The organism is Bradyrhizobium sp. CIAT3101, from assembly GCF_029714945.1.
In the GTDB taxonomy this organism is placed as follows: Bacteria; Pseudomonadota; Alphaproteobacteria; order Rhizobiales; family Xanthobacteraceae; genus Bradyrhizobium.
On record NZ_CP121634.1, the window covers coordinates 7,088,696 to 7,110,723 of the forward strand.

A 22,028-nucleotide genomic window follows, 5' to 3' on the forward strand; every position below is an offset into this window, starting at 1 on the left:
TTCATGAAAATCTATCTGGCAGGTCCCGATGTGTTCCTGCCGGATGCGGTTGAGATCGGCCGGCAGAAAGCCGCGATCTGCGCTGCCCACGGCCTCACCGGCCTCTATCCCCTCGACAACGCCATCGACCTCACCGCGCCTGATGCGTCGCGGCAGATCTTTTGCGGCAATGAGGCCATGATGGACGGGGCCGACGCCATCATCGCCAATCTCACCCCGTTCCGGGGCGCCGGTGCCGATCCCGGCACCGTCTACGAGCTCGGCTACATGGCCGGGCGCCGCAAGCTCTGCCTGGCCTATTCCAACGATGGCGCCACCTATGCCGACCGCGTCGGGCGCTTCACGGCCGTCACCTCCGAAGACGGGCGGCTCGTCGACGCACAGGGGCTGACGGTCGAGGATTTCGGCCTCGTCGACAATCTCATGATGATCCACGCGCTGGAGCTGCACGGCTGCCCACTGGTGACGCCCGCAGAACCGCCGGCCGACGTCTGGCACGATCTCGCCGCGTTCGAGACTTGCGTCCGGATCGCAGCCGCGCGATTGATCGCATCATAGACGTTTCAATCGTCTTTCGGAGAGACCATGTCCCCTGCCCGCAAGCGTGCGGATGTTTTGCTGGTCGAGCGCGGCCTGTTCGAGAGCCGGGCGCGCGCGCGCGCGGCGATCGAGGCCGGCCTCGTCACGGCCGACGACAAGCAGGTCGCCAAACCTTCGGAGACGATCGCCGAGGACGCCGTGATCCAGGCCGAGCCGGCGCACCCCTATGTGTCGCGCGGTGGCGTCAAGCTCGCGGGCGCATTGGAGCGCTATCCGATCGACATCGAGGACCATGTCTGCCTCGACGTCGGCGCCTCCACCGGCGGCTTCACCGAAGTGCTGCTGGCGAATGGCGCGAGCCTGGTGTTCGCCATCGACGTCGGCACCAGCCAGCTGCATGCTTCGCTGCGCGATCATCCAAAGATCGTATCGATGGAGGCGACCGACATTCGCAGCTATGAGGGCAAGCGACTGCCGGCGCGGCCCGATGTCGTCGTGATCGACGTCAGTTTCATTTCGCTGAAGGCCGTGCTGCCGGTGGCGCTGTCGCTGGCCGCCGCGCCGATGAGCCTGCTGGCGCTGATCAAGCCGCAGTTCGAAGCCGATCGGAAGCACAACAAGAAGGGCATCGTCCGCGACGCCGCGGTGCATCAGGAAATCTGCGACGACATCGCGACCTTTGCCGCGTCGCTCGGCTGCACCGACATCGCGGTGTTTCCCTCCTCGATCACAGGCGGCGACGGCAACATCGAATTCTTCCTGGGCGCGCGCCGTGGTTGAACGCATCACGATCGATCATGTCGGCCATCGCGGCGATGGCGTCTCGCTCACGACCGGCGATGCGGTCTACGTGCCCTACACGCTTGGCGGCGAGAGCGTCGAGGTCGACCATGTCGCCGGTCATCCCGACCGCCGCAAGCTGCTCGCGGTCGACGTCGCAAGCCCCGAGCGCGTTGAGCCGTTCTGCCCACATTTCGGCATCTGCGGCGGCTGCGCCATCCAGCATTGGGCGGCCGAGCCCTATCACGCGTGGAAGCGCAACATCGTGGTCGAGACACTGGCGCAGGCCGGCCTCGATTGCGAGGTGGCGCCGCTGGTCGATGCCCACGGCACCGGCCGAAGGCGTGTGACGCTGCACGGAAGGTTCGGCACGCATGACGTGCTCAAGGTCGGCTTCTCGGCCGCAAGCTCACACGACGTGATCCCGATCCATCGCTGCCCGATCCTCGATCCTGCGCTCGACGGTGCGCTCGATGCCGCCTGGGCGCTCGCGGAGCCGCTGACGTCAAAAATGCCGGTGACGAAACCGCTCGATATCCAGGTGACCGCGACCGCCAATGGTCTCGATGTCGACGTGCGCGGCTCCGGGCCGCTGCCGACGCCTCTGGTCACGGCGCTATCGCGCGTCGCCGAGCAGCATCACCTGGCGCGGCTGACGCGGCATGGTGAGCTGGTGCTGCAACGCCTGCCGCCGACGATCAGGATGGGCCGTGCCGAGGTGACGCTGCCGCCGGGCTCGTTCCTGCAGGCAACGGTGGCGGGAGAAGAGACGCTGGCTGCACTCGTTGCCGAGCGCCTCGGCAAGGCGAAGGAGGTCCTCGATCTCTTCTGCGGCGTCGGCCCGTTCGCATTGCGGCTCGCCGAGAAGGCCCGCGTCACCGCTTACGACAACGACGCCGGCGCGATCGCCGCGCTCGCGAAGGCCGCGCGCACGCCGGGGCTGAAGCCGATCAAGGCCGAGCCGCGCGACCTGTTCCGCCGTCCGCTGGTGCCGCCGGAGTTGCGCGATATCGATGCCGTGGTGTTCGATCCGCCGCGCCAGGGCGCACAAGCGCAAGCGCTGAAACTCGCGGCGAGCAAGGTACCGATCGTGATCGCGGTATCCTGCAACGTCGCAACCTTCGCCCGCGACGCGAGGCTGCTGATCGATGGCGGTTACAAGATCGACGCCGTGGTCCCGGTCGACCAGTTCCGCCACACCCCGCACGTGGAGCTGGTGGCGCGATTTACGCGATGACGCCCTAGTGTCGTAGCTGGCCGAGCGCCGGCGACTCGCCAGGCAGCATGTCCGACCTGATATCGCTATCCATGCGGCCCGAGCCTCGCTGGGAAAAACCGGCCCCGAACGACAGGCTGAGGTTCGACGTCGGTTTGAACTCGACACCGGCGAATCCGCCATAGCCGGGCGCAGCGCCGGAGGTCAGCGGCGCAACCGAACTGCCGATGCCGTTGCCATATTTCAGCGTGTCGAAGCCGGCAAAGAACGTCACGGGCATGCCACCCGCGCTCTTCATGTTGTAGCCGAACTGCGTGCTGTCGTAGGACAGCGCGCTGAAATTGCCGGCCAGGCCCGGCTGGCTGAAACCGCTCAGACCGAGATTGCCGCTCTGGCTTCCGACAAAGAAACCGGGACGAAAGCCATAGCCGCTCGCATCGCCGGCATTGAAGGCCGGGAAATTACCGTAGCTGTCGGCGCTGTTGCCGAAGCCGAAAGCCCCGCCCGGAATCCAATACTGCAGGGGTGCGACCTGCGCATGAGCCGGTGCTCCACCGAAGCAGAGCACCGCGAAGAGAGTTGCGAGACCGCAGGAACGTACAAGGCTGGGCATTCAGGTAACCGTCAGAATGGTCACGAATTATACGCCGGGGCCCGCCCCAATACCAGCGATGCGATGCCGTTGACTGCGCCATCCGGTTCCCAGATCACCTCTTCCTGACGCTTTGAACCTCCTCCGTGGCGGATTGACCCATTGAGAGGACGCGCAAGTTCAGGCCGCGGGCTTGACCGCGAAAGCCTGGCGCTGTCCCGCAGCGCGATTGCGCAGACCCTTGAAAATGCCCAACCTTTGTAAGGAGGCCGTCATGGAGGTCAATGCCGACAGGTTGAATGCCTTTATGGGCAAGATGGTCACCGAGTTCGGCGCGGCGATGAATGCATCGCTGGTGCTGCTCGGAGACAAGCTCGGTCTCTACCGGACCCTCGCCGCCAAGGGGCCGATGAGTTCGTCCGAGCTCGCGAGCGCCACCGGAACGACGGAGCGCTATATCCGCGAATGGCTGTCGAGCCAGGCGGCATCCGGTTACATCGAATACGATTCCGCATCACGAAAGTTTTCGATGTTGCCGGAGCAGGCGATGGCGCTTGCTGACGAGGATAGTCCGGTTTTCCTCGGCGCATTCGGCAACGTCATCGCATCGGCGTTTCTCGACGAGCCGAAGGTCTCGGACGCATTCAAGTCCGGCAAGGGCGTCGGCTGGAACCGGCGCAGCGAGTGCCTGTTCTGCGGCACGGCCCGCTTCTTCCGCACCGGCTACATGCACCACCTCGTGCAGGAATGGCTCCCCGCGCTCGACGGCGTCGTGGACAAGCTGAAGCGCGGCGCCAAGGTCGCCGATGTCGGCTGCGGCCATGGCGTCTCGACACGGTTGATGGCCGAGGCCTTCCCGAAGTCGCGCTTCTACGGCTTCGACTATCACGAGGGTTCGATCGAGGCGGCGCGCAAGGCGGCAGCCGAGGCGAAGCTCGGTGATCGCGTCAGCTTCGCGGTTCATTCGGCCAAGACCTATCCGGCCGAGGGCTATGATCTCGTCTGCTTCTTCGATTGCCTGCACGACATGGGCGATCCCGTCGGCGCGATCAGCCACGTGCGACAGACCATGGCGAAGGACGGCACCTGCATGCTGGTCGAACCGTTCGCGGGCGACCGCCTCGAGGACAATCTCAATCCGGTCGGGCGCGTCTATTATGCGGCGTCGACCATGATCTGCACCCCGGCCTCGCTCGATCAGGAGGTGGGCCTCGCACTCGGCGCGCAAGCCGGCGAAGCACGGCTGCGCAAGGTCGCCAGCGAAGGCGGCCTATCACGCTTCCGCCGGGCCGCCGAGACCCCCTTCAACCTGATCCTGGAAGCACGGATCTGATCCTAATCGCGACGGGCGCGGCCGGCCGTCAGGCCGCCGCGTCCGTGCCCATGCCAAATGTGACTTGATTGCCGTCGGCATCGACGACATCGAAATCGCGCATGCCGTAGTCGCGGTCCTCCGGCCGGTTGATGAGCCTCGCGCCGCGTCCGGACAGCTCGGTGTAGAGCCGGTCCACGTCGCGGACGAAGATGCAGAGGCCGCCCTGCCCGGGCAATCGTTTCGTTGCCGCCGTCGCGAGCAGATGCAGGGCCACCTCGTCGCGGCACAGGCAAGCGTAAGACAAGGGCGAGCCATATTCGAAAGTGACCTGAAAGCCGAGCACATCACGGTAATAAGCGAGGCTCGCTTCGATGTCGGAGACGACGAAGACGGTCGCGGAGCCGACCATCATCGCGGTTTCGTCGGTCATGAGGTTCTCCCATCCGGCAAGCAATCTCCAGCACGCAGCCTAGCATGCGCAGCGGACATCTTGCACGGGTCGTGCCGCATCGTAAGCTGGCGATCGAACAAGGCGGCACAAGTCCGCCGCGATGGGAGGATGACGATGAAATATTCCGGCCTGGCGCTGGCCGCGCTGCTCGCTGTGACGATCCCGGGAGCGGCCCGCGCGGCCGAGCCGACCCGCTTCGTGCCGCTGAAGCCCGATGAGCTTTCGGCACCGCAGAAGGAATGGGCGGACGCGATCGCGGTGCCGCCGCGCAATGCCAAATTCACCAACCCACCCTATCGCGCTTACATCCGCAATCCCGAGCTCGCGCCGAAGCTCTCGGCGATGTCGGACTATCTGCGCTGGAATTCGTCGCTGCCGGCGCGTTTAAGCGAATTCGCCATCCTGATCACGGCGCGGCAGTGGACGGCGCAATATGAATGGTTCGCGCATTATCCGCTGGCGATGAAGGCCGGTCTCGATCCGCAGGTCGCCAAGGACCTCGCCAACGGCGTACGGCCGCAGGCGATGAAGGACGACGAGGCCGCGCTTTACGACCTCGCGACGGCGCTCTATCGCGACAGGAAGGTCTCCGACGACGTCTATCGCGCCGCGCAGCAGAAATTCGGCGAGCGCGGCATCATGGATATCATCGGCCTGATCGGCTATTACGATCTGGTCTCGATGACGCTGATCACGATGCAGGCGGAAGCCCCGAATGACAGCGTGCCGCCATTGCCACCGCTCGTGGCGAAATAGTAGCAGTACGCGCCGTTCATGCCGCACGATCCCTTGCTCACGCGCCTGACGTCCGCCTTTGCCGAGGTGCCGGGCATCGCGGCCATCGTGCTCGGCGGCTCGCGTGCGCGGGGCAGCGCGCATCCGACGTCCGACTACGATATCGGCCTCTACTTCACGGCGGCCGCGCCGCTCGATACGGAACGGCTGCTGGCGGCCGCGAAGGCGGTCGCCGACAACCCGGCAGCTACGGCGGTGACGCCCATTGGCGAATGGGGACCGTGGATCGTCGGCGGCGCGTGGTTGTCGGTGGAAGGACACAAGGTCGATCTGCTCTACCGCAACGCCGATGCCGTCGAAGCCGTGATGGAAGCCTGCCATGCCGGGGCCGTCACCATGGACTATCAGCCCGGCCATCCGCACGGCTTCTGCTCGGCGATCTGGATGGGCGAGATTGCGTATTGCGAGCCGATGCATGATCCGCAGGGCCTGATCGCCCGGCTGAAATCGATCACGCAGCCTTATCCCCAAGCGTTGCGCGATGCTCTGATCCGGCGCTTTCGGTGGGAGGTGCTGTTCGGCATCGAGAACGCCGAGCTTGCCATCGCCCGCGACGATCGGACCCATGTCGCCGGATGCATCTACCGATCGCTCGCCTGCACTGCACAGGTCCTGTTCGCGCTGAACGCGCGCTATCTCATCAACGAGAAGGACGCGCTGCTGGAAGCCGCGCGCTTGCCGGTGACGATTCCGCATCTGGACGAACGGGCAAAAGAGGTCTGGCAATTGTTCGGCGACGGCGCGCTTGCGTCGGCCTGCCAGGTGTTGCGGGACATCGATCGGCAATTGCAGGTGCTAACACAGTCGAGCGGGAATCAGCGTTGAGCGACTACGCCGTCACGTCGACCGAGGATGAAGAATCCGCCGGTGGATATTTCGTCACCGGCACCATGAAGGATTTGGTGCCGACCTGGTAGATGATCTTGCCGTTCTGCCCGTCATCCGTCGCGATCTGCGACTGCCCGAACATGATGACGTTCTTGTAGACGATGCCGGTGCCCTGGCGGGTGATGCCGTCGGTGGTGACGCTGACCTGGGCTTCGTTGCCGTTGACCGACAGCACACGAAAGCTCGCGCTCTTGCCGTTGTCGCTGGAATAGCCGCCCCAGCTTCCCATCAGGCGGCTGTCGGAGGCCGGCGGCGCCTGTTTCGTCAAGCTCGCAGTCTGCTTGCCTGCGCCGCCCGCGGAGAACAGGAGCACGAGGTTCTTGCCGTCCTTGGTGCCGACCGTGACCGAGCCGAAAGTGATGAGCGAACCGCTGATCTGGGCAAAACCACGCTCGGTGTGCCCGTTATGGGTGTACTCGACTTGCGCACGGCTGCCTCTGATATTCACGACCTTGAAGCCGACGGGCTGGTTGTTGCCCGCCCAATTGCCCTTCCATTCACCGAGCAGAGCGCTCTGGTGATACATGCGCTCATTGGCGGGCGAAATCTGGCTGGTGCTCTGCGTGACGATGGGCATGAATCTGCTCGGGAGCAGCGTCAGAAATATCCAGAAACAATTCGATTAGGACCATGCCGCAGTTAACGAGCGGTTAATTTGGAATGCCTGAGGCGATGAGGCAAACGGTCTCATCGGGATGGGCCCCTAGCGGCCCCAGCGATCCGACCAGATCTTCTCGCCGATCAGGCAGTTCACGCGCGGCTCCTTCTCCTTGTCCGCAACGCGCACGACAGGGCGCTCGGGCGTGCGTCCGGCAACTTCCATCAGCAGCTTGGTGCGGATGGCTTCCTTGAACTTGTCGCGATCCTTGATCGAGATGACGAAGGAGCCGGGACCGCCGACAACGCAGTCTTCGTAATAGTAATCGAGATTGTCGATATCCATGGTCGAATAGGACGGCTCCTTGACCATGATCGGCAGGCCGTTGATGACGATGCCTTTCTCGAGCGCGGCGTCGCGCGCGACGGTGACGGGGCCGCCATTGTTGTTGGGGCCGTCGCCGGAGATGTCGATGACGCGGCGAATGCCGTGATAGGGATCCTCGTCGAACAACGGCATCGCAAATCCGATCGCGCCGGAGATCGAGGTGCGTGAGGCGCGCCGGATCGGCGTCTTCAAGATCTCGGCGGCGACCGCGTCCGCCGTCTCCGGTCCGTCGATGAGGCGCCACGGAATGATGATCTTCTGATCGGAGGATGCAGCCCATTCGAAATAGGTCACCGCGATCCTGCCGTTCGGCCCGGCCTTCAGCGCCTGCAGGAACTCCTTGGACTGGATCGCCTGCGCGTAGCCCTCGCGCTGGATCGCGAGCTCGTCCATGTCCATGGAATAGGAGACGTCGACCGCGAGGATCAGCTCGACATCGACCGACTGTGCATCGCCGTCGGCCGCCTGCCGCTGATATCTTGAAGGTTCAAACTTCGGCGGTTCAAGTTTAGAACTTGGTGCCGCGATGCCCGCGACGTCCCCTCCGGCAAGTACGCCGGCCACCAGCACAGCCCCGATCGAGAACAGCAACCGCATCGCAGTCTCCCGTCGTATGACGCGATGGTGACATGCAAACGCCTTGCCGCAAAGCGCGAAGATCGCTTGTGCTTCACATTCAGGTTAGGGATTGCGAGTTAGTCTTTTAGTGCGATGCGCGAAACTGCCGCCATGTCGCCACGCTTGCGCCGCCACGCGATCGCGCCGCGGGACAGAGCGCCCCGCCTACTTGTTCCCCGTGATTTCCATGCTAGGCTGACGATACAGATGGGGATGGAGTCCCCCGATAACCGCCCGGCGGTCGAACGACCGTAGTGGGCTGATGACTCCTGCTGGAGGTGAGGCAATCAGCCTCTGCCTTTGGCGGGAGCATGGACAAACCCGCCGCTGGCGGGTTTTTTGTTGCCTGAAACAAAGGCGAGGGACGTGACGACGACCGCACCGAATGCTGCGCGCACCAAGCTACCCAGGGGAATCTGGGTGCTCGGCTTCGTCTCGATGCTGATGGACGTCTCCTCCGAGATGATCCACGCGCTGCTGCCGGTCTATCTCGTCACCGTGCTCGGCGCCTCCACGCTCACCGTCGGCTTGATTGAGGGCATCGCGGAGGCGACCGCCTCGATCACGAAGATCTTCTCCGGCGCGCTGTCGGACTGGCTCGGCCGGCGCAAGCTGCTCGCCGCCCTCGGCTATGGCCTGGCCGCCCTGACCAAGCCGCTATTCCCGCTCGCCCCCAGCGTCGGCTGGCTGGTGGCGGCGCGCTTCATCGACCGCGTGGGCAAGGGCATCCGCGGCGCGCCCCGCGATGCTTTGATCGCCGATATCTCGCCGGCGGGCCTGCGCGGCGCGAGCTTCGGCCTGCGACAGTCGCTCGACACGATCGGCGCCTTCGTCGGACCGCTCGCCGCGATCGGCCTGATGTGGTGGACGGCGGACCAATTTGCCGCGGTGTTCTGGGTCGCCGTGGTGCCGGCGTTCCTGTCCTTCGGCCTGATTGCGTTCGCGGTGAACGAGCCGGAGCCGGATGCCAGCCGGGAGCCCGCAAGAAATCCGCTCGACACCGCCGCCATGCGGCAGCTTGGACCCGTGTATTGGCGCGTCGTCGCGGTCGGCGTCGCCTTCACGCTCGCCCGCTTCAGTGAGGCCTTTCTGATCCTGCGTGCGCAGAACATCGGCCTCAATGCGATGTGGGTGCCGGCGGTGCTGGTGCTCATGAACATCACCTACGCGCTCTCGGCCTATCCGGCCGGCGCGCTGTCGGACCGGATCAACCGGACCGCCCTGCTCGCGCTCGGCCTGGTTTTCCTCGCCGGCGCCGACCTCGCATTGGCGCTGCTGCCGAGTCTGCCCGGCCTCGCGCTCGGCGTCGTGCTGTGGGGTCTGCATATGGGATTGACGCAAGGCGTGCTCTCGGCCCTCGTCGCCGATACTGCGCCGCCAAGCCTGCGCGGCACCGCCTTCGGCTATTTCAACCTGTTCACGGGCCTGGCGCTGCTGGCCGCGAGCGTGATCGCCGGCGCACTGTGGGACGTTTACGGCCCGGCCGGCACGTTCCTCGCAGGACTCGGCTTCGCGCTGGTCGCGCTCGTGGGACTGCTCACCGTCGGCGACGGGCTGGCAACGGAGAAGACGTCATGACGGAGGACTGTTCATCGTGCTGAGCGGATTGATCGCTATCGTGGCCGGCAGCGTGCTGGGCGGCTGCGCCCGCTATTTCGTATCCGGCGCCGTCGCGCGGCGGCTGGGCGAGACCTTTCCCTGGGGCACCATGACCATCAACGTCACCGGGGCCTTCCTGATCGGCATCTTCGGGGCGCTGGCGACCCATCCCAACTCGGTGTTCGCGACGCCCAATCCGTGGCTGTTCGCAGTGACCGGCTTCCTCGGCTGCTACACCACTGTGTCCTCGTTCAGCCTGCAAACGCTGACCCTGGCGCGCAACGGCGAGCCGGCGCACGCACTCGGCAATATCGTGTTCTCGGTCGGACTGTGCCTCGCGGCCGTGAGCTGCGGCTTTCTCCTCGCGGACAATTTTGGGAGCTAGCGGCAGATGAAGGCTTCCTCTGCTGACCGCTGGCGTACCGCGATCCTCTATGCCTGGGTCTCTGCCGGCAGCATCCTCGGCGGGCTGACACGCTATCTGGTCGGGCTCGCCCTCGACACCGGCCCCGGCTTTCCCTTCGCGACGCTGTTCATCAACGCGACGGGCTCGCTGATCATCGGCTTCTACGCGACGCTGACCGGCCCCGACGGCCGCGTGCTGGCGCGGCCGGAGCACCGGCAGTTCGTCATGACCGGTTTCTGCGGCGGCTACACCACCTTCTCGACCTTCAGCCTCGAGACCTTCCGACTGTTCCACGGCGGCATGAAATACACCGCCCTCGCCTATGTCGCGGCCTCGGTCGTCTGCTGGCTGGTGTCGGTATGGGCGGGGCATATGATGGCGAGCCGCTACAACCGCTTGAAGAGGAGCTGACCATGCAAATCCCCAATCAGGCTGTTTCGCTCCGGATCTTCATCGGCGAGAACGACCATTACAACGGCAAGCCGCTCTATGAAGCCATCGTTCTCGCCGCGCGCGAGCGGCATCTCGCCGGCGCCACCGTGCTGCGCGGTCCCATGGGTTTCGGCAAGTCGAGCCGCCTGCACACCTCGAAGATCCTGCGGCTCTCAGAAGACCTGCCACTCCTGATCGAGATCGTCGACAGCGAGGACAACATCAACGCATTCCTGCCCATCCTGGATGGCATGATGTCGAGCGGCCTGATCACCTTGGAGAAGGTACAGGTCCTGCAATATGGTACGAAGGCCGCGAGCTGATCGCTCCGGCCGGGAACCAAGGCCCGCCGTGTTCAGGAGGCGGAATGAACGACACTGTTACCACGCCGAAAACCAGGACCAGGACCAAGGTCGAGCGGCCCAAGCTGCACAAGGTCATCCTGATCAACGACGACTACACGCCGCGCGAGTTCGTCACCATGATCCTGAAGGCCGAATTCCGCATGACCGAGGATCAGGCCTACAAGGTCATGATCACCGCGCACAAGCTGGGTGCCTGCGTCGTCGCCGTGTTCACCAAGGACGTCGCCGAAACCAAGGCGACGCGTGCCACCGACGCCGCGCGCACCAAAGGCTATCCGCTGCTGTTCACGACGGAGCCGGAGGAATAGCCACTAGCCGCGACCGCGACGGAGGCGCACCGCCTTGCGCGGGTTGCTCGCCGGCGGATGCTCCTGAACATGGGTCCAGAATGCTTCGGCCGCCGGCGTCAGCCGCGATCGCGGGCGGAACACGTGGATCTCGATCGGTATCTCCCACTCCTGTCCGCCGGCCTTCACCAATTCGCCCGATGCAAGCTGGTCGGCGATGAGGCTTTGCGGAAGCCAGGCCATGCCGCGGCCGGCCTGCACCATGGTGACGAGAAGCTTTGCAAGATGTGAGGTGAACGCGGGCTTCAGATGCGCACCAAGCGGCGAGGTCGCGCGTACCGCATCGAGGATCTTCCCCATTCCGGACTCCTGACGGTAGTTCAGGACCTGCACCGGCGCTGCTTCCGTTCCCGGAAGCCTGAAGCGCGCGGCCTTGCCTGATCGCGACGCCGGCACCGAGGCCGGGATCAGGCAATCGTCGCCGACATGCGCCGAGCGGAATTGCGAGGTCGTCAGCGCCGTGACGACGGCGGGATGATGGTGGCAAAGCAGAAAATGCACCTCGCCCGCCAGCAACATGCGCTCGCACGCCTCCATGTGGTTGGCGACGAGCTGGACATTCGGCACGAACGACAGCGTCGCCTCGACCTGGCGCAGCCAATCCGGAAAGAACGTCAACGACAGCGCATTGGTCGATGCGAATTTCAGCACGTCGGAGGCGCCGCGCGCGAGCTCCTGCGCCTCCAGGCGCCCGGCGGACAGGCGGCGGATGATGTCCTCGGCGGTCAGGCGGAACGCATCGCCGGCAGGCGTGAGGCTGACGGCATGCGTCGTGCGCTCGAACAGCGCCGCCCCGGCCCATACTTCCAGCGCCTTGATCCTGCGGCTCAGCGCCGGCTGCGACGAATTGCGCTGCTCGGCAGCGCGCGAAAAACTACGGGTCGACGCCACCGCGATGAAGTCGTGCAGCCAGTTGATCTCCATCGCGTCCATCCTGCTTATGCAAATCCTGCATAATCATATCATGAGGTGACATTGGATTTCCACCGGCCCGGCCTGCACCTTCGAGGAAAGTCACATTCCTGTTGGAGGCCGAATGTCCGGGCGCACGCTCTACGACAAACTGATCGACGCGCATGTGGTTCGGCGCCTCGACGATGACGGGCTGGTGCTGCTCTATGTCGATCGCACCGTGCTCAACGAATATACCAGCCCGCAGGCCTTTGCCGGCTTGCGTGCCGCCGGGCGCAAGGTGTGGAATCCATCCGCAGCGCTGATGGTGGTCGACCACGTCAACCCGACCGCAGCGCGGCGCACGCGGCAGATGCCCGATGCCGACGCGGCGCGGCAGGTCGACTACTTCGCCGACAATGCGCGCGATTTCGGCATCGAATATTTCGACATCCTCGATCCGCGTCAGGGCATCGAGCATGTCGTCGCGCCCGAGCAAGGGCTGGTCATGCCGGGCATGGTGATCGCCGCCGGTGACAGCCACACCACCGCCTACGGCGCCTTCGGCGCGCTCGGCTACGGCATCGGCACCTCCGACATCGAGCATTATCTGGCGACCTCGACGGTGCGCTACCGCCGCCTGAAGACGATGCGCATCAACGTGACCGGGCATCCGCCGCTCGGCGTCACGTCGAAGGACGTCGTCATGGAGATCATCCGTCGCATCGGCGCCGATGGAGCCACCGGCTATGCGGTGGAGTTCGCCGGCCCCGCGGTGACCGAGATGAGCGTCGAGGGACGCATCGTGATGTCGATCATGATCGTCGAGGCCGGCGCACGCGGCGTCGTCATCGCACCCGACCAGAAGGTGCTCGATTATCTCAAGGCACGGCCCCGTGCGCCGAAAGGCGAGATGTGGGACCGCGCCGCAAAAGCCTGGCTGCAGCTTCGCTCCGATCCGGACGCCAGCTTCGACCGGGAGATGACGATCGATGCCGGCGAGGTCGCGCCGCTGGTGACATGGGGCACGAGCCCGGACCAGGCGATTGCCGTGACCGATCGCGTGCCCGATCCCGACAGCAATTCCACCACCGATCGCCGGACGGCGGCGATGCGCGCGCTCGCCTATATGGGCCTGACGCCGGGCACACCGATCCAGTCGGTGCCGATCGATTTCGCCTTCATCGGCTCATGCACCAATTCGCGCATCGAAGATCTGCGCGATGCAGCACATGTGTTCAGAGGCCGTCACGTCGCGACCGGCGTTCGCGCCATCGTCGTTCCCGGATCGACGCAAGTCCGCGCGCAGGCCGAGGCGGAAGGGATCGCTCAGATCCTGATCGATGCGGGCGTGGAGTGGCGGCAATCCGGCTGCTCGATGTGCCTTGCGATGAACGACGACATTCTCGCGCCGGGGCAGCGCTCGGCCTCCTCGACCAACCGCAATTTCGAGGGTCGCCAGGGGCCCGGGGCGCGCACGCATCTGATGAGCCCCGCGATGGTCGCGGCCGCCGCGGTCACGGGCCGCATCACCGATGTGCGCGACCTGATCGGAGGAAAGCAGCAATGACGCCATTTCATTGCGTCTCCGGCGCCGCCGCGCCGATGACGACGCCCAATATCGACACCGACGTGATCATGCCGAAGATGTTCCTGAAGGGCGTCGATCGCAGCGGTCTTGGCGACGGCGCCTTCAACCTACTCCGCTTCAGCGCGGGCCGGCCGAATCCCGACTTCGTGCTGAACAGGGACGGCTATCGCGACGCCCGCTTCCTCGTCGTCGGCCCGAATTTCGGCTGCGGGTCGAGCCGCGAGCATGCAGTCTGGGGCCTCCAGCAGCTCGGCATTCGCGCCCTGATCGGCACCACCTTCGCCGGCATCTTCAACGACAATTGCGCCAATAACGGCCTGCTGACGATCCGTCTCGATGCCGCCACCATCGGCACGCTCGCCGACATCGTCGCGAACCCTGCGAGCAACAAGCTCACCGTCGATCTCGAACAGCAGACCATCCGCATCGAGGGCGGCGGGACCATCCCCTTCGCGATCGAGCCGGCGCGGAAGGAGGCGTTTCTCACGGGGCGCGATGCGATCAGCTCGACGCTGGTGTTTGCCGATGACATCCGTGTTTTCGAGGCCCGGCACCGGGCGGACAATCCCTGGTTCTGAGCGCGCGGACCGGCAGGCAAACAAACACAAAACGACAGAGGGAGGCATTCTTGACCGACACCACCATCAAGCTCGCGGAGACGACGCAACCATCCGCGCTCACGGCATTGAAAATCGGCCCGCTGCCGATCACCGTCTATGTTCCCGCAGCGCTCGTCTGCGCCGCTGCGGTCTATTCCGGAAAGCTGCCCAATGACGTGATCGGCGGGCTGTCGGTACTGATGCTGCTCGGCTTCCTGCTCGGCAAGCTCGGCCAGACCATTCCGGTCGTGAGGCGGATCGGCGGCACCGCGATCATGTGCCTGTTCGTGCCATCAGCGATGGTCGCCTACGGCCTGATGCCGGAGACGGCGCTGAAGGCCATCACGACGACGTTCCGCACCGCCAATTTTCAGTATTTCTTCATTGCCTGCCTCGTCGCCGGCTCGATCCTCGGCATGCCCCATCGCGTCCTGGTGCAGGGTTTCTTGCGGATGTTCGTGCCGCTGCTGGTCGGCACGCTCAGCGCGATCGCCATCGGCGTCACGATCGGGCTGCTGTTCGGCCACAGTCCGAAGGAGACGTTCTTCTTCGTCATCATCCCGATCATCGGCGGCGGCCTCGCCGAAGGCGTGCTGCCGCTGTCCATTGCCTATTCCGAAATGCTGCAACGGCCACAGGCCGAGTTGGTGGCGCAGATGGTGCCTGCGGCGCTGCTCGGCAACGTCGTCGCTATCGTCGCGGCCGGACTTCTCGCGCGCCTCGCCGAGAAGCGGCGCGACCTCAACGGCCAGGGCATGCTGGTGAAAACAGGCGATGACGACATCCTGGGCCCGGCGCGATCCGACCAACCGATCGACCTCGGCCTGTTAGGTGCCGGCATCATGCTGTCTTGCCTGCTGTTCGTGCTCGGCATGGTGCTCGCGCCATACACCCGCATTCCCGGCCCGATCCTGATGATCATCGCGGCGGTCGCGCTCAAGCTGACCAGATTGCTGCCGGCCGAGATGGAGCTCGGCGCCTACCAGATCAACAAATTCATGTCGACCAACCTCACCTTCGCGATCCTGGTCGCGATGGGAACGTTGCTGGTCTCGTGGCAGCAGCTCGTGGCGTCCTTCAATCCCGGCTACATCGCGATCTGCACGACGACGGTGCTCGCGATGGTCGCCTCCGGTTTCTTCGTCGGCAAGTGGCTGAACATGTATCCGGTCGAGGCCGCGATCGTCACCGCCTGTCATTCCGGGCTCGGCGGCACCGGCGACGTCGCCATTCTCGGCGCCGCGGACCGCATGGGCCTGATGGCCTTCGCCCAGATCGCAACCCGCGTCGGCGGCGCCATCATGATCGTGATCGCGACGCTGGCGATGAAGATCGCGTACTGAGATCAGCCTGCGAGGCGCGCCATGATGATTTCATCGTGATAGATGCCGTCGAGGAGGATCGCCATGCGCCTGGTGCCCTCCTCGACAAACCCGGCTTTTCGATAGAGAGCCGCCGCGGCCGTATTGGTCGCGAAGACGCCGAGCTCGATGCGCCGGAAGCCGAACACGTCCGCCGCCTGAACAGCCTGCCGCAACAGCCGTTCGCCAAAGCCTTTGCCACGGAACTCCGGTACGAGCCCCATGAAGAGGTCGCCGACATGCGCCGAGACGGCGCGGCTCGCCGGCGGCACGTTGCACCATCCGACCACGGCGCCGCCCGCGACGGCGACGATCTGCGGATAGCCGCGCTCGACATTGCGCGCGACGAAGGTGCGGACCTGCTCGATCGGGGGCGCTTCCACCAGCGCGATGTATTTGCGCTCGCGGGCAACGATATCGACGGCGGCGCGGAAAGCGTCGGTGTCGGCGACCTGGATCTGGCGGAATTCGACGGTCATCGGCAGTCTCGTCGCATCACGCCATCACCACGGGCGTCTCCTCGGCGAGCCCGTACACACGCTGCGCCCTGGAAAATCCCGCGATCGGAAAATCGCCAAGATCGCGCCAATCGTGCTGACAGACATGGGCGAAGGCTTCTGATGCGACGACGGTGCGACCAAGCCGGCCCGCGATCTTTTCCATCCGCGCCGCGAGATTGACGGCCGGGCCGATGCAGGTGAAGTCGAGCCGGTTGCCCCCGCCAATATTGCCGTAGAGGATATTGCCGACATGCAGTGCAACGCCGAAGCGGAAGCGTTCGACGACGTCGCCGACGGGATGCGCGAGAGCGTCGACGCTGGCACGGGCTTCGCGGGCTGCTTCCAGCACGCTGGTGCAGACGTGGGCGGCATCGCCGACATATTCGTCGATCGGGAACACCGCAAGCAGGCCGTCGCCCATGAATTTCAGGACTTCGCCGCCATGCGCGCGGATCGCGGTAACCTGGCAGTCGAAATAGCGGTTGAGGATCTCGACCACGGTCTCGGCCGGCAGCCGGTCCGACAGCGCGGTGAAGCCGCGCAAATCCGACAACCAAATCGCGGCCTGCATGGTATCGTTGTGGCCGCGGCGGATCTGGCCGCCGAGGATGCGCTCGCCGGCGCGATTTCCCACATAGGTGTCGAGCAACGTCGCTGCGGTGCGGCGCAGGGTGACGATCTCGCTAACGCGCGCGAGCGGCGCCACGATTGAGCGGATCGTCGCGATGTCGTCCTCGCTGAAGCCGCCGGGATGCTTGGTGGTCCAGCTGATGGCGTGGATCGAGCCGTCCAGAAATCGCATCGGCGTCGCGAGGTAGTCGGTGACGCCCTCGGCGCGCATGTCCGCCAGGAACGGAAACCGCTTGGTATCGACCTCGTTGATACGTCCCCTGACTTCCAACCCCTCCTCGAACACGACACGCAGCGGGCTCCGCGCAAATTCTGGCGTGTCCAAAATCTCGAAATCGACGGTGCCGATCTCGACCTCCTCGCCCTGCCGCCAGATGAAGTTGCGGCCGAAGATTTCGGGATGCAGCGTGCGGATGAAAACGCCGAACCGCCACAGCGGCAGGCCGGCTGCGACGAGCTGCTCGCAGGCATCCGCGATCATCTCTGCCGGCCCGCGCGACGACCGGGCGCCGTCGATCAGCCAGTTGATGATCCGCTGGAGCTCGGAATTCTGCATGCGTGCATTTGCCGACGAAGTTGTGGAATCGTCAAGCTGCGCGGTGGGCTAGTACCGCGACATTATAGTTGGCGCATGATCTGGTCGGAGAACCGTTTCACGCTTTGCGCTAACGCGGCCCTCCGGGTCCGGATCATGCGCTAGCGCCCCACCTGCCCGCGGTCCCGCAAAAAGTGGTCGGCCAGCACGCAGGCCATCATGGCCTCGCCGACGGGGACGGCGCGAATGCCGACGCAGGGGTCGTGGCGCCCCTTGGTGAAGATCTCGGTGTCCGCACCCTTGCGATCGACGGTGAGGCGCGGCTGCAGAATCGACGAAGTCGGCTTCACCGCGAAACGCACCACGATCGGCTGTCCCGTGGAGATGCCGCCGAGGACGCCGCCGGCGTGGTTGGACAGGAAGCGCGTGCCGTCATTGCCGGTCCGCATCTCGTCGGCGTTCTCTTCGCCGGTCAATTCGGCGGCGCCAAAGCCGGCACCGATCTCCACGCCCTTCACCGCGTTGATGGTCATCATCGCGCCGGCCAGATCGGAATCGAGCTTGGCATAGATCGGCGCGCCCAGGCCTGCGGGCACGCCCTCGGCGACGATTTCGAGCACGGCACCAATCGAGGAGCCGCTCTTGCGGATACCGTCGAGATAGGTCTCGAAGAACGCGGCCTTGTCCTTGTCGGGACAGAAGAACGGATTTTTGGCGATCTCGTCCCAGTCCCACTTCTCGCGGTCGATCTTGTGCGGGCCGATCTGCACCAGCGCGCCGCGCACCTTGACGTCGGGCAGCACCTTGCGCGCGATCGCACCGGCGGCGACGCGCATCGCGGTCTCGCGCGCCGAGGAGCGGCCACCGCCGCGATAGTCGCGCAGGCCGTACTTCGCCTCATAGGTGAAGTCGGCGTGACCGGGACGAAACTTGTCCTTGATCTCCGAATAGTCCTTCGAGCGCTGGTCGGTATTCTCGATCAGGAGCCCGATCGGGGTGCCCGTCGTCACCTGCACCCCGGTCTCCGGATGCGCCATCACGCCGGACAGGATCTTGACCTGGTCCGGCTCCTGGCGCTGGGTGGTGAAGCGCGACTGGCCCGGCTTGCGGCGATCGAGGTCCTGCTGGATGTCGGCCTCTATGAGCGGGATCATCGGCGGGCAGCCGTCGACCACGCAGCCAATCGCCACCCCGTGGCTCTCGCCAAAGGTGGTGACGCGGAACATGTGGCCGAAGGTGTTGAAGGACATTGCTGCTCGCTGGCTCGGTTCCGGCGTGTGGTAACGCGCGGGGCGCCGGGGGTCAAACCCGGCTGGAGCCCCGGAAGGTCCTCAAGACCTAACTATGCTTGTCCAGCCGGCCGTCGCGGAACACGTAGACGGTGCCCTGCTCGATATAAAGCTCCGCGGCGCTGGCCGGCGTCTCCAGGCCGAGCGAAACCATCAGGGCCCGGCAGGTGCCGCCATGGGCGACCGCGACGGTGTCGGTCCGAAGCTCGTCGTACCAGGCACGCACGCGGACCTGCACGTCGGCGTAGGTCTCCGCACCCGCAGGCCCCACCGTCCATTTGTCGGCGAGGCGCCTGGCGTAGATGTCGGGATCTTTCGCCTCGCTTTCGGCCAGCGTCAGACCTTCCCAGGCGCCATAGCCGATCTCGCGCAGGCGATCGTCCAGCGCATAATCCGCGACCGGCAGTTCGAGCTTGCCGCGTGCAAGTTCCATGGTCTGGCGGGCGCGGCCGAGCGGGCTCGACACGTAGGGCAGCGCCGTCTTGTCCTTGCAATCGCGCTTGAGGAGATCGGCCAGGATCAGGCCCGCCTGCACCGCCTGACCGCGGCCCCGCGCGTTCAGCGGAATGTCCCTGGTGCCCTGGAGCCTGCCGAGCGCATTCCACTCGGTCTCGCCGTGGCGAAGATAATAGATCGTGGGCACGGGCATTCCGGGTGAAGGTTAGTCCTTGCCGCCGATCGACACATCCGGCGCGTCGGGGCGCTTCATACCGAGCACGTGGTAGCCGGCGTCGACGTGATGCACTTCGCCGGTGACCCCGCGCGACAGGTCGGACAGGAAATACAGCGAACTGTCGCCGACCTCCTCGATCGTCACGTTGCGGCGCAGCGGCGCGTTGACCTCATTGTATTTCAGCAGCAGGCGTGAATCGGCGATGCCGGCAAATGCCAGCGTCTTGATCGGTCCCGCGGAAATCGCGTTGACGCGGATCGCCTTCTCGCCGAGATCGGCGGCCAGATAGCGCACGCTCGCCTCCAGCGCCGCCTTGGCGACGCCCATGACGTTGTAGTTCGGCATCCACTTCTCGGAGCCGTAATAGCTCAGCGTGATGATCGAACCACCGTCGGTCATCAGCTTCTCGGCGCGCTGCGCGACCGCAGTCAGCGAGTAGCAGGAGATCAGCATCGACTTGGAGAAGTTGTCGGCGGTGGTGTCGACGTAGCGGCCCTCGAGCTCATCCTTGTCCGCAAACGCGATCGCGTGCACGACGAAATCGATCTTGCCCCACTTCTCCTTCAGCGCGTCGAACACGGCATCGATGGTCGCGGCATCCGTGACATCGCAATGGCCGAGCATGAGCGCGCCGAGCTCGGCGGCAAGCGGCTCGACCCGCTTCTTCAGCGCATCGCCCTGGTAGGTGAGCGCGATCTCGGCACCGGCCGCCTGGCATGCCTTGGCGATGCCCCAGGCGATCGAGCGGTTGTTGGCGACGCCGAGGATCACCCCGCGCTTGCCCTGCATCAGACCTGAATTCTGCGCCATTTGCTAACGTCCTGTAGCTCTCGTTAAGGTCTGGAGGTACACCAGCCCTCCCCTGCGGTACAGTCCTAATACGCGGCGTTAACGCTGTTTCCAGCGCCGGAATAGCCGTTCCGTTCGGGTGTTATGATCGCTATAGGCGCGTGCGCCGAACGGCAGGACACCAAATACGGCATGAGTGCGTTTCGCCAGAGTGTAGAAGCCATGATCCCGGCGTTGCGCCGCTATGCCCGCGCGCTGACGCGCGACGCGGATGCGGCCGACGATCTGGTGCAGGACACGCTGGTGCGTGCGTTGCGCTCGGAGCGATTGTTTCTCGGAGGCGACGTCAGGAGCTGGCTCTACACGATCCTGACCAACCTCAACAAGAACCGGCGGCGGTCGCTGGCACGGCGGCCGCAATTCATGCAGCTGACGGAGAATAATCCGGATGCCAGCGGGACGGAGGCCGAAGGACGCGACATCGAAAGGGCACTCTCGACGCTGGTCGAGGAGCAACGCTCGGTGCTGCTGCTGGTGATGCTGGAAGGCATGAGCTACCGCGAGGTTGCCGATATCCAGGGCGTGCCGATCGGCACCGTCATGTCCCGCCTGGCGCGCGCCCGTGCCCACGTTAAAGCGTCGCTGGAGGGTGAGCGCCCGGCGCTCAGGCGGGTGAAATGATGGCAGGATTGATGCATCGCGCTTACCGCGTCCGCTGCACGGAGAGAGAAGCAGCGCAGTTGAACCGCGTTAGATATTTTGGGCCGCAGAGCCAGAGACGACCGATATGAACGACCGCAATATTCCAGTGACCGAAGACGAATTGCACGCCTTTGTCGATGGCGAGCTGCCGACCGAGCGCCGCGCCGACATCGAGGCCTGGCTTGCCGCCCATCCCGACGATGCCGAGCGGGTGCAGTCCTGGCGCGCCATGGCCGAGATGCTGCATGCCCGCTACGACGGCGTCGCCCAGGAGCCGGTGCCGGCCCGGCTGGAGCTCGAACGGCTGGAGCGCCGTCCGCGGCAATGGCTCTATGGCGCGGTTGCGGCCGCGCTGGTCGCTTTCGTCGCCGGCGGCACGGCCGGCTGGGTGGCGCATGGCGCCGCCAACGCGCCCTCGACCTTCCAGAGCTTTACGGCGGATGCGCTCGATGCCCATCGCCTCTATGTCGTCGAGGTCCGCCATCCGGTCGAGGTCGGCGGCAACGAGCGCGACCACCTCCAGGCCTGGCTGACCCGGCGCTGCGGCTGGACCGTGTTCGCCCCCAATCTGGAGGCGAGTGGACTGAAACTGGTCGGCGGCCGGCTGCTGCCGGGGCCGAACGGGCCGGCGTCCTTCCTGATGTATGAGGGCGCCTCGGGCGAGCGCTACACGATCTACACCGCCAAGACCGAGACCGGCGCGACGCAGATGCGATACGCCAGGACGGACAAGGACGGAGCGCTGTTCTGGGCCGAGCGCGGCGTCGGCTACGTCGTCAGCGGCGGCGGCGCCGACCGCGACCGGCTGACCAAGGTTGCGCAGGCGGTGTACGACCAAGCAGAGAAAAACGGCGGCTGAACAACCGCACGAACGCGGTGCCTCGATTCCGTCATTGAAAATTTGGAATCAAGACATGTGTGCGTCTCATTATCGCACCGGGTGTTCACGCGATTATGAGCAGCGTTCGATCCGCCGATCGACGCGGGCGGCCTCGATTGGGGTTTTTGGTACCGCGCTGGTCCCCCTCTCGAGGCCGCACCTTTTTATCGGCTGCCCCGCCGGACAGCCGACACGTCGAGCGTCGAAGCGCTACCACGCTTCGCGTGTATGACGAGCATCATCCGTTCGGAGATGCGCC

At 65.1% G+C, this 22,028-nt stretch carries 26 protein-coding genes and 1 riboswitch; of the genes, 16 read left to right on the forward strand and 10 right to left on the reverse strand.

Annotated elements, in window-relative coordinates; all coding sequences use genetic code 11:
• The first annotated feature begins 3 nt into the window (after positions 1-3).
• The 3 genes from QA645_RS33080 to QA645_RS33090 are packed head-to-tail and all read left to right on the forward strand — an operon-like array spanning position 4 to position 2,557.
• Positions 4-558, forward strand: a complete 555-nt coding sequence (locus QA645_RS33080; protein ID WP_283045428.1) for a nucleoside 2-deoxyribosyltransferase — start codon at positions 4-6, stop codon at positions 556-558.
• Positions 559-585: 27 nt separating this feature from the next.
• Positions 586-1,320, forward strand: a complete 735-nt coding sequence (locus QA645_RS33085; protein ID WP_283045429.1) for a TlyA family RNA methyltransferase — start codon at positions 586-588, stop codon at positions 1,318-1,320.
• A complete protein-coding gene (locus QA645_RS33090) occupies positions 1,313-2,557 on the forward strand; it encodes a methyltransferase (protein WP_283045430.1) in 1,245 nt (414 codons plus the stop codon). Before QA645_RS33085 ends, QA645_RS33090 begins: the two co-directional genes overlap by 8 nt.
• Positions 2,558-2,561: 4 nt before the next feature.
• On the opposite strand, the gene QA645_RS33095 is transcribed toward QA645_RS33090, so the two are convergent.
• Positions 2,562-3,149: a hypothetical protein gene (locus QA645_RS33095; protein WP_283045431.1), complete on the reverse strand. Its 588-nt coding sequence runs from the start codon at positions 3,147-3,149 to the stop codon at positions 2,562-2,564.
• A gap of 253 nt (positions 3,150-3,402) precedes the next feature.
• Between QA645_RS33095 and QA645_RS33100 the strand changes: the two genes are divergently transcribed.
• Complete coding sequence (locus tag QA645_RS33100; RefSeq protein WP_254129593.1) at positions 3,403-4,461, forward strand: methyltransferase domain-containing protein; 1,059 nt, start codon at positions 3,403-3,405, stop codon at positions 4,459-4,461.
• Positions 4,462-4,489: 28 nt separating this feature from the next.
• On the opposite strand, the gene QA645_RS33105 is transcribed toward QA645_RS33100, so the two are convergent.
• Positions 4,490-4,873, reverse strand: a complete 384-nt coding sequence (locus QA645_RS33105; RefSeq protein WP_283045432.1) for a VOC family protein — start codon at positions 4,871-4,873, stop codon at positions 4,490-4,492.
• Positions 4,874-5,008: 135 nt separating this feature from the next.
• Between QA645_RS33105 and QA645_RS33110 the strand changes: the two genes are divergently transcribed.
• Both QA645_RS33110 and QA645_RS33115 read left to right on the forward strand, forming a co-directional pair.
• On the forward strand, positions 5,009-5,650 hold the full coding sequence (locus QA645_RS33110) for a carboxymuconolactone decarboxylase (protein ID WP_283045433.1): 642 nt from the start codon (positions 5,009-5,011) through the stop codon (positions 5,648-5,650).
• A gap of 18 nt (positions 5,651-5,668) precedes the next feature.
• Positions 5,669-6,514, forward strand: coding sequence for a nucleotidyltransferase domain-containing protein (locus QA645_RS33115; protein ID WP_283045434.1), 846 nt, complete (start codon positions 5,669-5,671; stop codon positions 6,512-6,514).
• A gap of 4 nt (positions 6,515-6,518) precedes the next feature.
• Here the strand turns inward: QA645_RS33115 and QA645_RS33120 are convergent, their stop codons facing one another.
• Both QA645_RS33120 and QA645_RS33125 read right to left on the reverse strand, forming a co-directional pair.
• Positions 6,519-7,154: a hypothetical protein gene (locus QA645_RS33120; RefSeq protein ID WP_283045435.1), complete on the reverse strand. Its 636-nt coding sequence runs from the start codon at positions 7,152-7,154 to the stop codon at positions 6,519-6,521.
• Between the two features lie 126 nt (positions 7,155-7,280).
• Positions 7,281-8,159 (reverse strand): DUF1194 domain-containing protein, encoded by an 879-nt coding sequence (locus QA645_RS33125; RefSeq protein ID WP_254129588.1) that lies wholly within the window; start codon positions 8,157-8,159, stop codon positions 7,281-7,283.
• Positions 8,160-8,380: 221 nt separating this feature from the next.
• A riboswitch (Fluoride riboswitch) is annotated at positions 8,381-8,459 on the forward strand.
• 87 nt (positions 8,460-8,546) lie between these two features.
• Here QA645_RS33125 and QA645_RS33130 point away from each other — a divergent pair.
• Genes QA645_RS33130 through clpS form a run of 5 tightly spaced genes read left to right on the forward strand, consistent with a single transcriptional unit; the run spans position 8,547 to position 11,290 of the window.
• Positions 8,547-9,758, forward strand: coding sequence for an MFS transporter (locus QA645_RS33130; RefSeq protein ID WP_283045436.1), 1,212 nt, complete (start codon positions 8,547-8,549; stop codon positions 9,756-9,758).
• 7 nt (positions 9,759-9,765) lie between these two features.
• Positions 9,766-10,164: a fluoride efflux transporter CrcB gene (gene crcB, locus QA645_RS33135; protein WP_283053456.1), complete on the forward strand. Its 399-nt coding sequence runs from the start codon at positions 9,766-9,768 to the stop codon at positions 10,162-10,164.
• A 6-nt stretch (positions 10,165-10,170) separates the two neighbouring features.
• Positions 10,171-10,596, forward strand: coding sequence for a fluoride efflux transporter CrcB (crcB, locus tag QA645_RS33140; RefSeq protein ID WP_254192406.1), 426 nt, complete (start codon positions 10,171-10,173; stop codon positions 10,594-10,596).
• A 2-nt stretch (positions 10,597-10,598) separates the two neighbouring features.
• Positions 10,599-10,940, forward strand: a complete 342-nt coding sequence (locus QA645_RS33145; protein WP_254129585.1) for a DUF190 domain-containing protein — start codon at positions 10,599-10,601, stop codon at positions 10,938-10,940.
• A 44-nt stretch (positions 10,941-10,984) separates the two neighbouring features.
• The gene (clpS, locus tag QA645_RS33150; protein ID WP_148752581.1) at positions 10,985-11,290 is read left to right on the forward strand and encodes an ATP-dependent Clp protease adapter ClpS; all 306 of its coding nucleotides are present in this window, start codon (positions 10,985-10,987) and stop codon (positions 11,288-11,290) included.
• Positions 11,291-11,293: 3 nt separating this feature from the next.
• Here the strand turns inward: clpS and QA645_RS33155 are convergent, their stop codons facing one another.
• The gene (locus QA645_RS33155; RefSeq protein ID WP_254192405.1) at positions 11,294-12,253 is read right to left on the reverse strand and encodes a LysR substrate-binding domain-containing protein; all 960 of its coding nucleotides are present in this window, start codon (positions 12,251-12,253) and stop codon (positions 11,294-11,296) included.
• 112 nt (positions 12,254-12,365) lie between these two features.
• Here QA645_RS33155 and leuC point away from each other — a divergent pair, with 112 nt between their 5' ends.
• Genes leuC through QA645_RS33170 form a run of 3 tightly spaced genes read left to right on the forward strand, consistent with a single transcriptional unit; the run spans position 12,366 to position 15,753 of the window.
• Complete coding sequence (gene leuC, locus QA645_RS33160; protein WP_283045437.1) at positions 12,366-13,790, forward strand: 3-isopropylmalate dehydratase large subunit; 1,425 nt, start codon at positions 12,366-12,368, stop codon at positions 13,788-13,790.
• Complete coding sequence (gene leuD / locus QA645_RS33165; RefSeq protein WP_283045438.1) at positions 13,787-14,389, forward strand: 3-isopropylmalate dehydratase small subunit; 603 nt, start codon at positions 13,787-13,789, stop codon at positions 14,387-14,389. The genes leuC and leuD overlap by 4 nt, the downstream gene beginning before the upstream one ends.
• 50 nt (positions 14,390-14,439) lie before the next feature.
• The gene (locus QA645_RS33170; protein ID WP_283045439.1) at positions 14,440-15,753 is read left to right on the forward strand and encodes a 2-hydroxycarboxylate transporter family protein; all 1,314 of its coding nucleotides are present in this window, start codon (positions 14,440-14,442) and stop codon (positions 15,751-15,753) included.
• A 2-nt stretch (positions 15,754-15,755) separates the two neighbouring features.
• On the opposite strand, the gene QA645_RS33175 is transcribed toward QA645_RS33170, so the two are convergent.
• From QA645_RS33175 to fabI, 5 genes are all read right to left on the reverse strand, one after another.
• Positions 15,756-16,250 (reverse strand): GNAT family protein, encoded by a 495-nt coding sequence (locus tag QA645_RS33175; protein ID WP_283045440.1) that lies wholly within the window; start codon positions 16,248-16,250, stop codon positions 15,756-15,758.
• Between the two features lie 16 nt (positions 16,251-16,266).
• A complete protein-coding gene (locus tag QA645_RS33180; protein ID WP_254129579.1) occupies positions 16,267-17,457 on the reverse strand; it encodes an adenylate/guanylate cyclase domain-containing protein in 1,191 nt (396 codons plus the stop codon).
• 140 nt (positions 17,458-17,597) lie between these two features.
• Positions 17,598-18,686, reverse strand: coding sequence for a chorismate synthase (aroC, locus tag QA645_RS33185; protein ID WP_283045441.1), 1,089 nt, complete (start codon positions 18,684-18,686; stop codon positions 17,598-17,600).
• A gap of 88 nt (positions 18,687-18,774) precedes the next feature.
• Positions 18,775-19,374 (reverse strand): histidine phosphatase family protein, encoded by a 600-nt coding sequence (locus tag QA645_RS33190; RefSeq protein WP_283045442.1) that lies wholly within the window; start codon positions 19,372-19,374, stop codon positions 18,775-18,777.
• A 12-nt stretch (positions 19,375-19,386) separates the two neighbouring features.
• Positions 19,387-20,208: an enoyl-ACP reductase FabI gene (fabI, locus tag QA645_RS33195; protein ID WP_283045443.1), complete on the reverse strand. Its 822-nt coding sequence runs from the start codon at positions 20,206-20,208 to the stop codon at positions 19,387-19,389.
• 171 nt (positions 20,209-20,379) lie between these two features.
• Between fabI and QA645_RS33200 the strand changes: the two genes are divergently transcribed.
• Both QA645_RS33200 and QA645_RS33205 read left to right on the forward strand, forming a co-directional pair.
• A complete protein-coding gene (locus tag QA645_RS33200; RefSeq protein ID WP_128953175.1) occupies positions 20,380-20,868 on the forward strand; it encodes a sigma-70 family RNA polymerase sigma factor in 489 nt (162 codons plus the stop codon).
• A 106-nt stretch (positions 20,869-20,974) separates the two neighbouring features.
• Complete coding sequence (locus QA645_RS33205) at positions 20,975-21,748, forward strand: anti-sigma factor (protein WP_254129575.1); 774 nt, start codon at positions 20,975-20,977, stop codon at positions 21,746-21,748.
• The last annotated feature ends 280 nt before the right edge of the window (positions 21,749-22,028 follow it).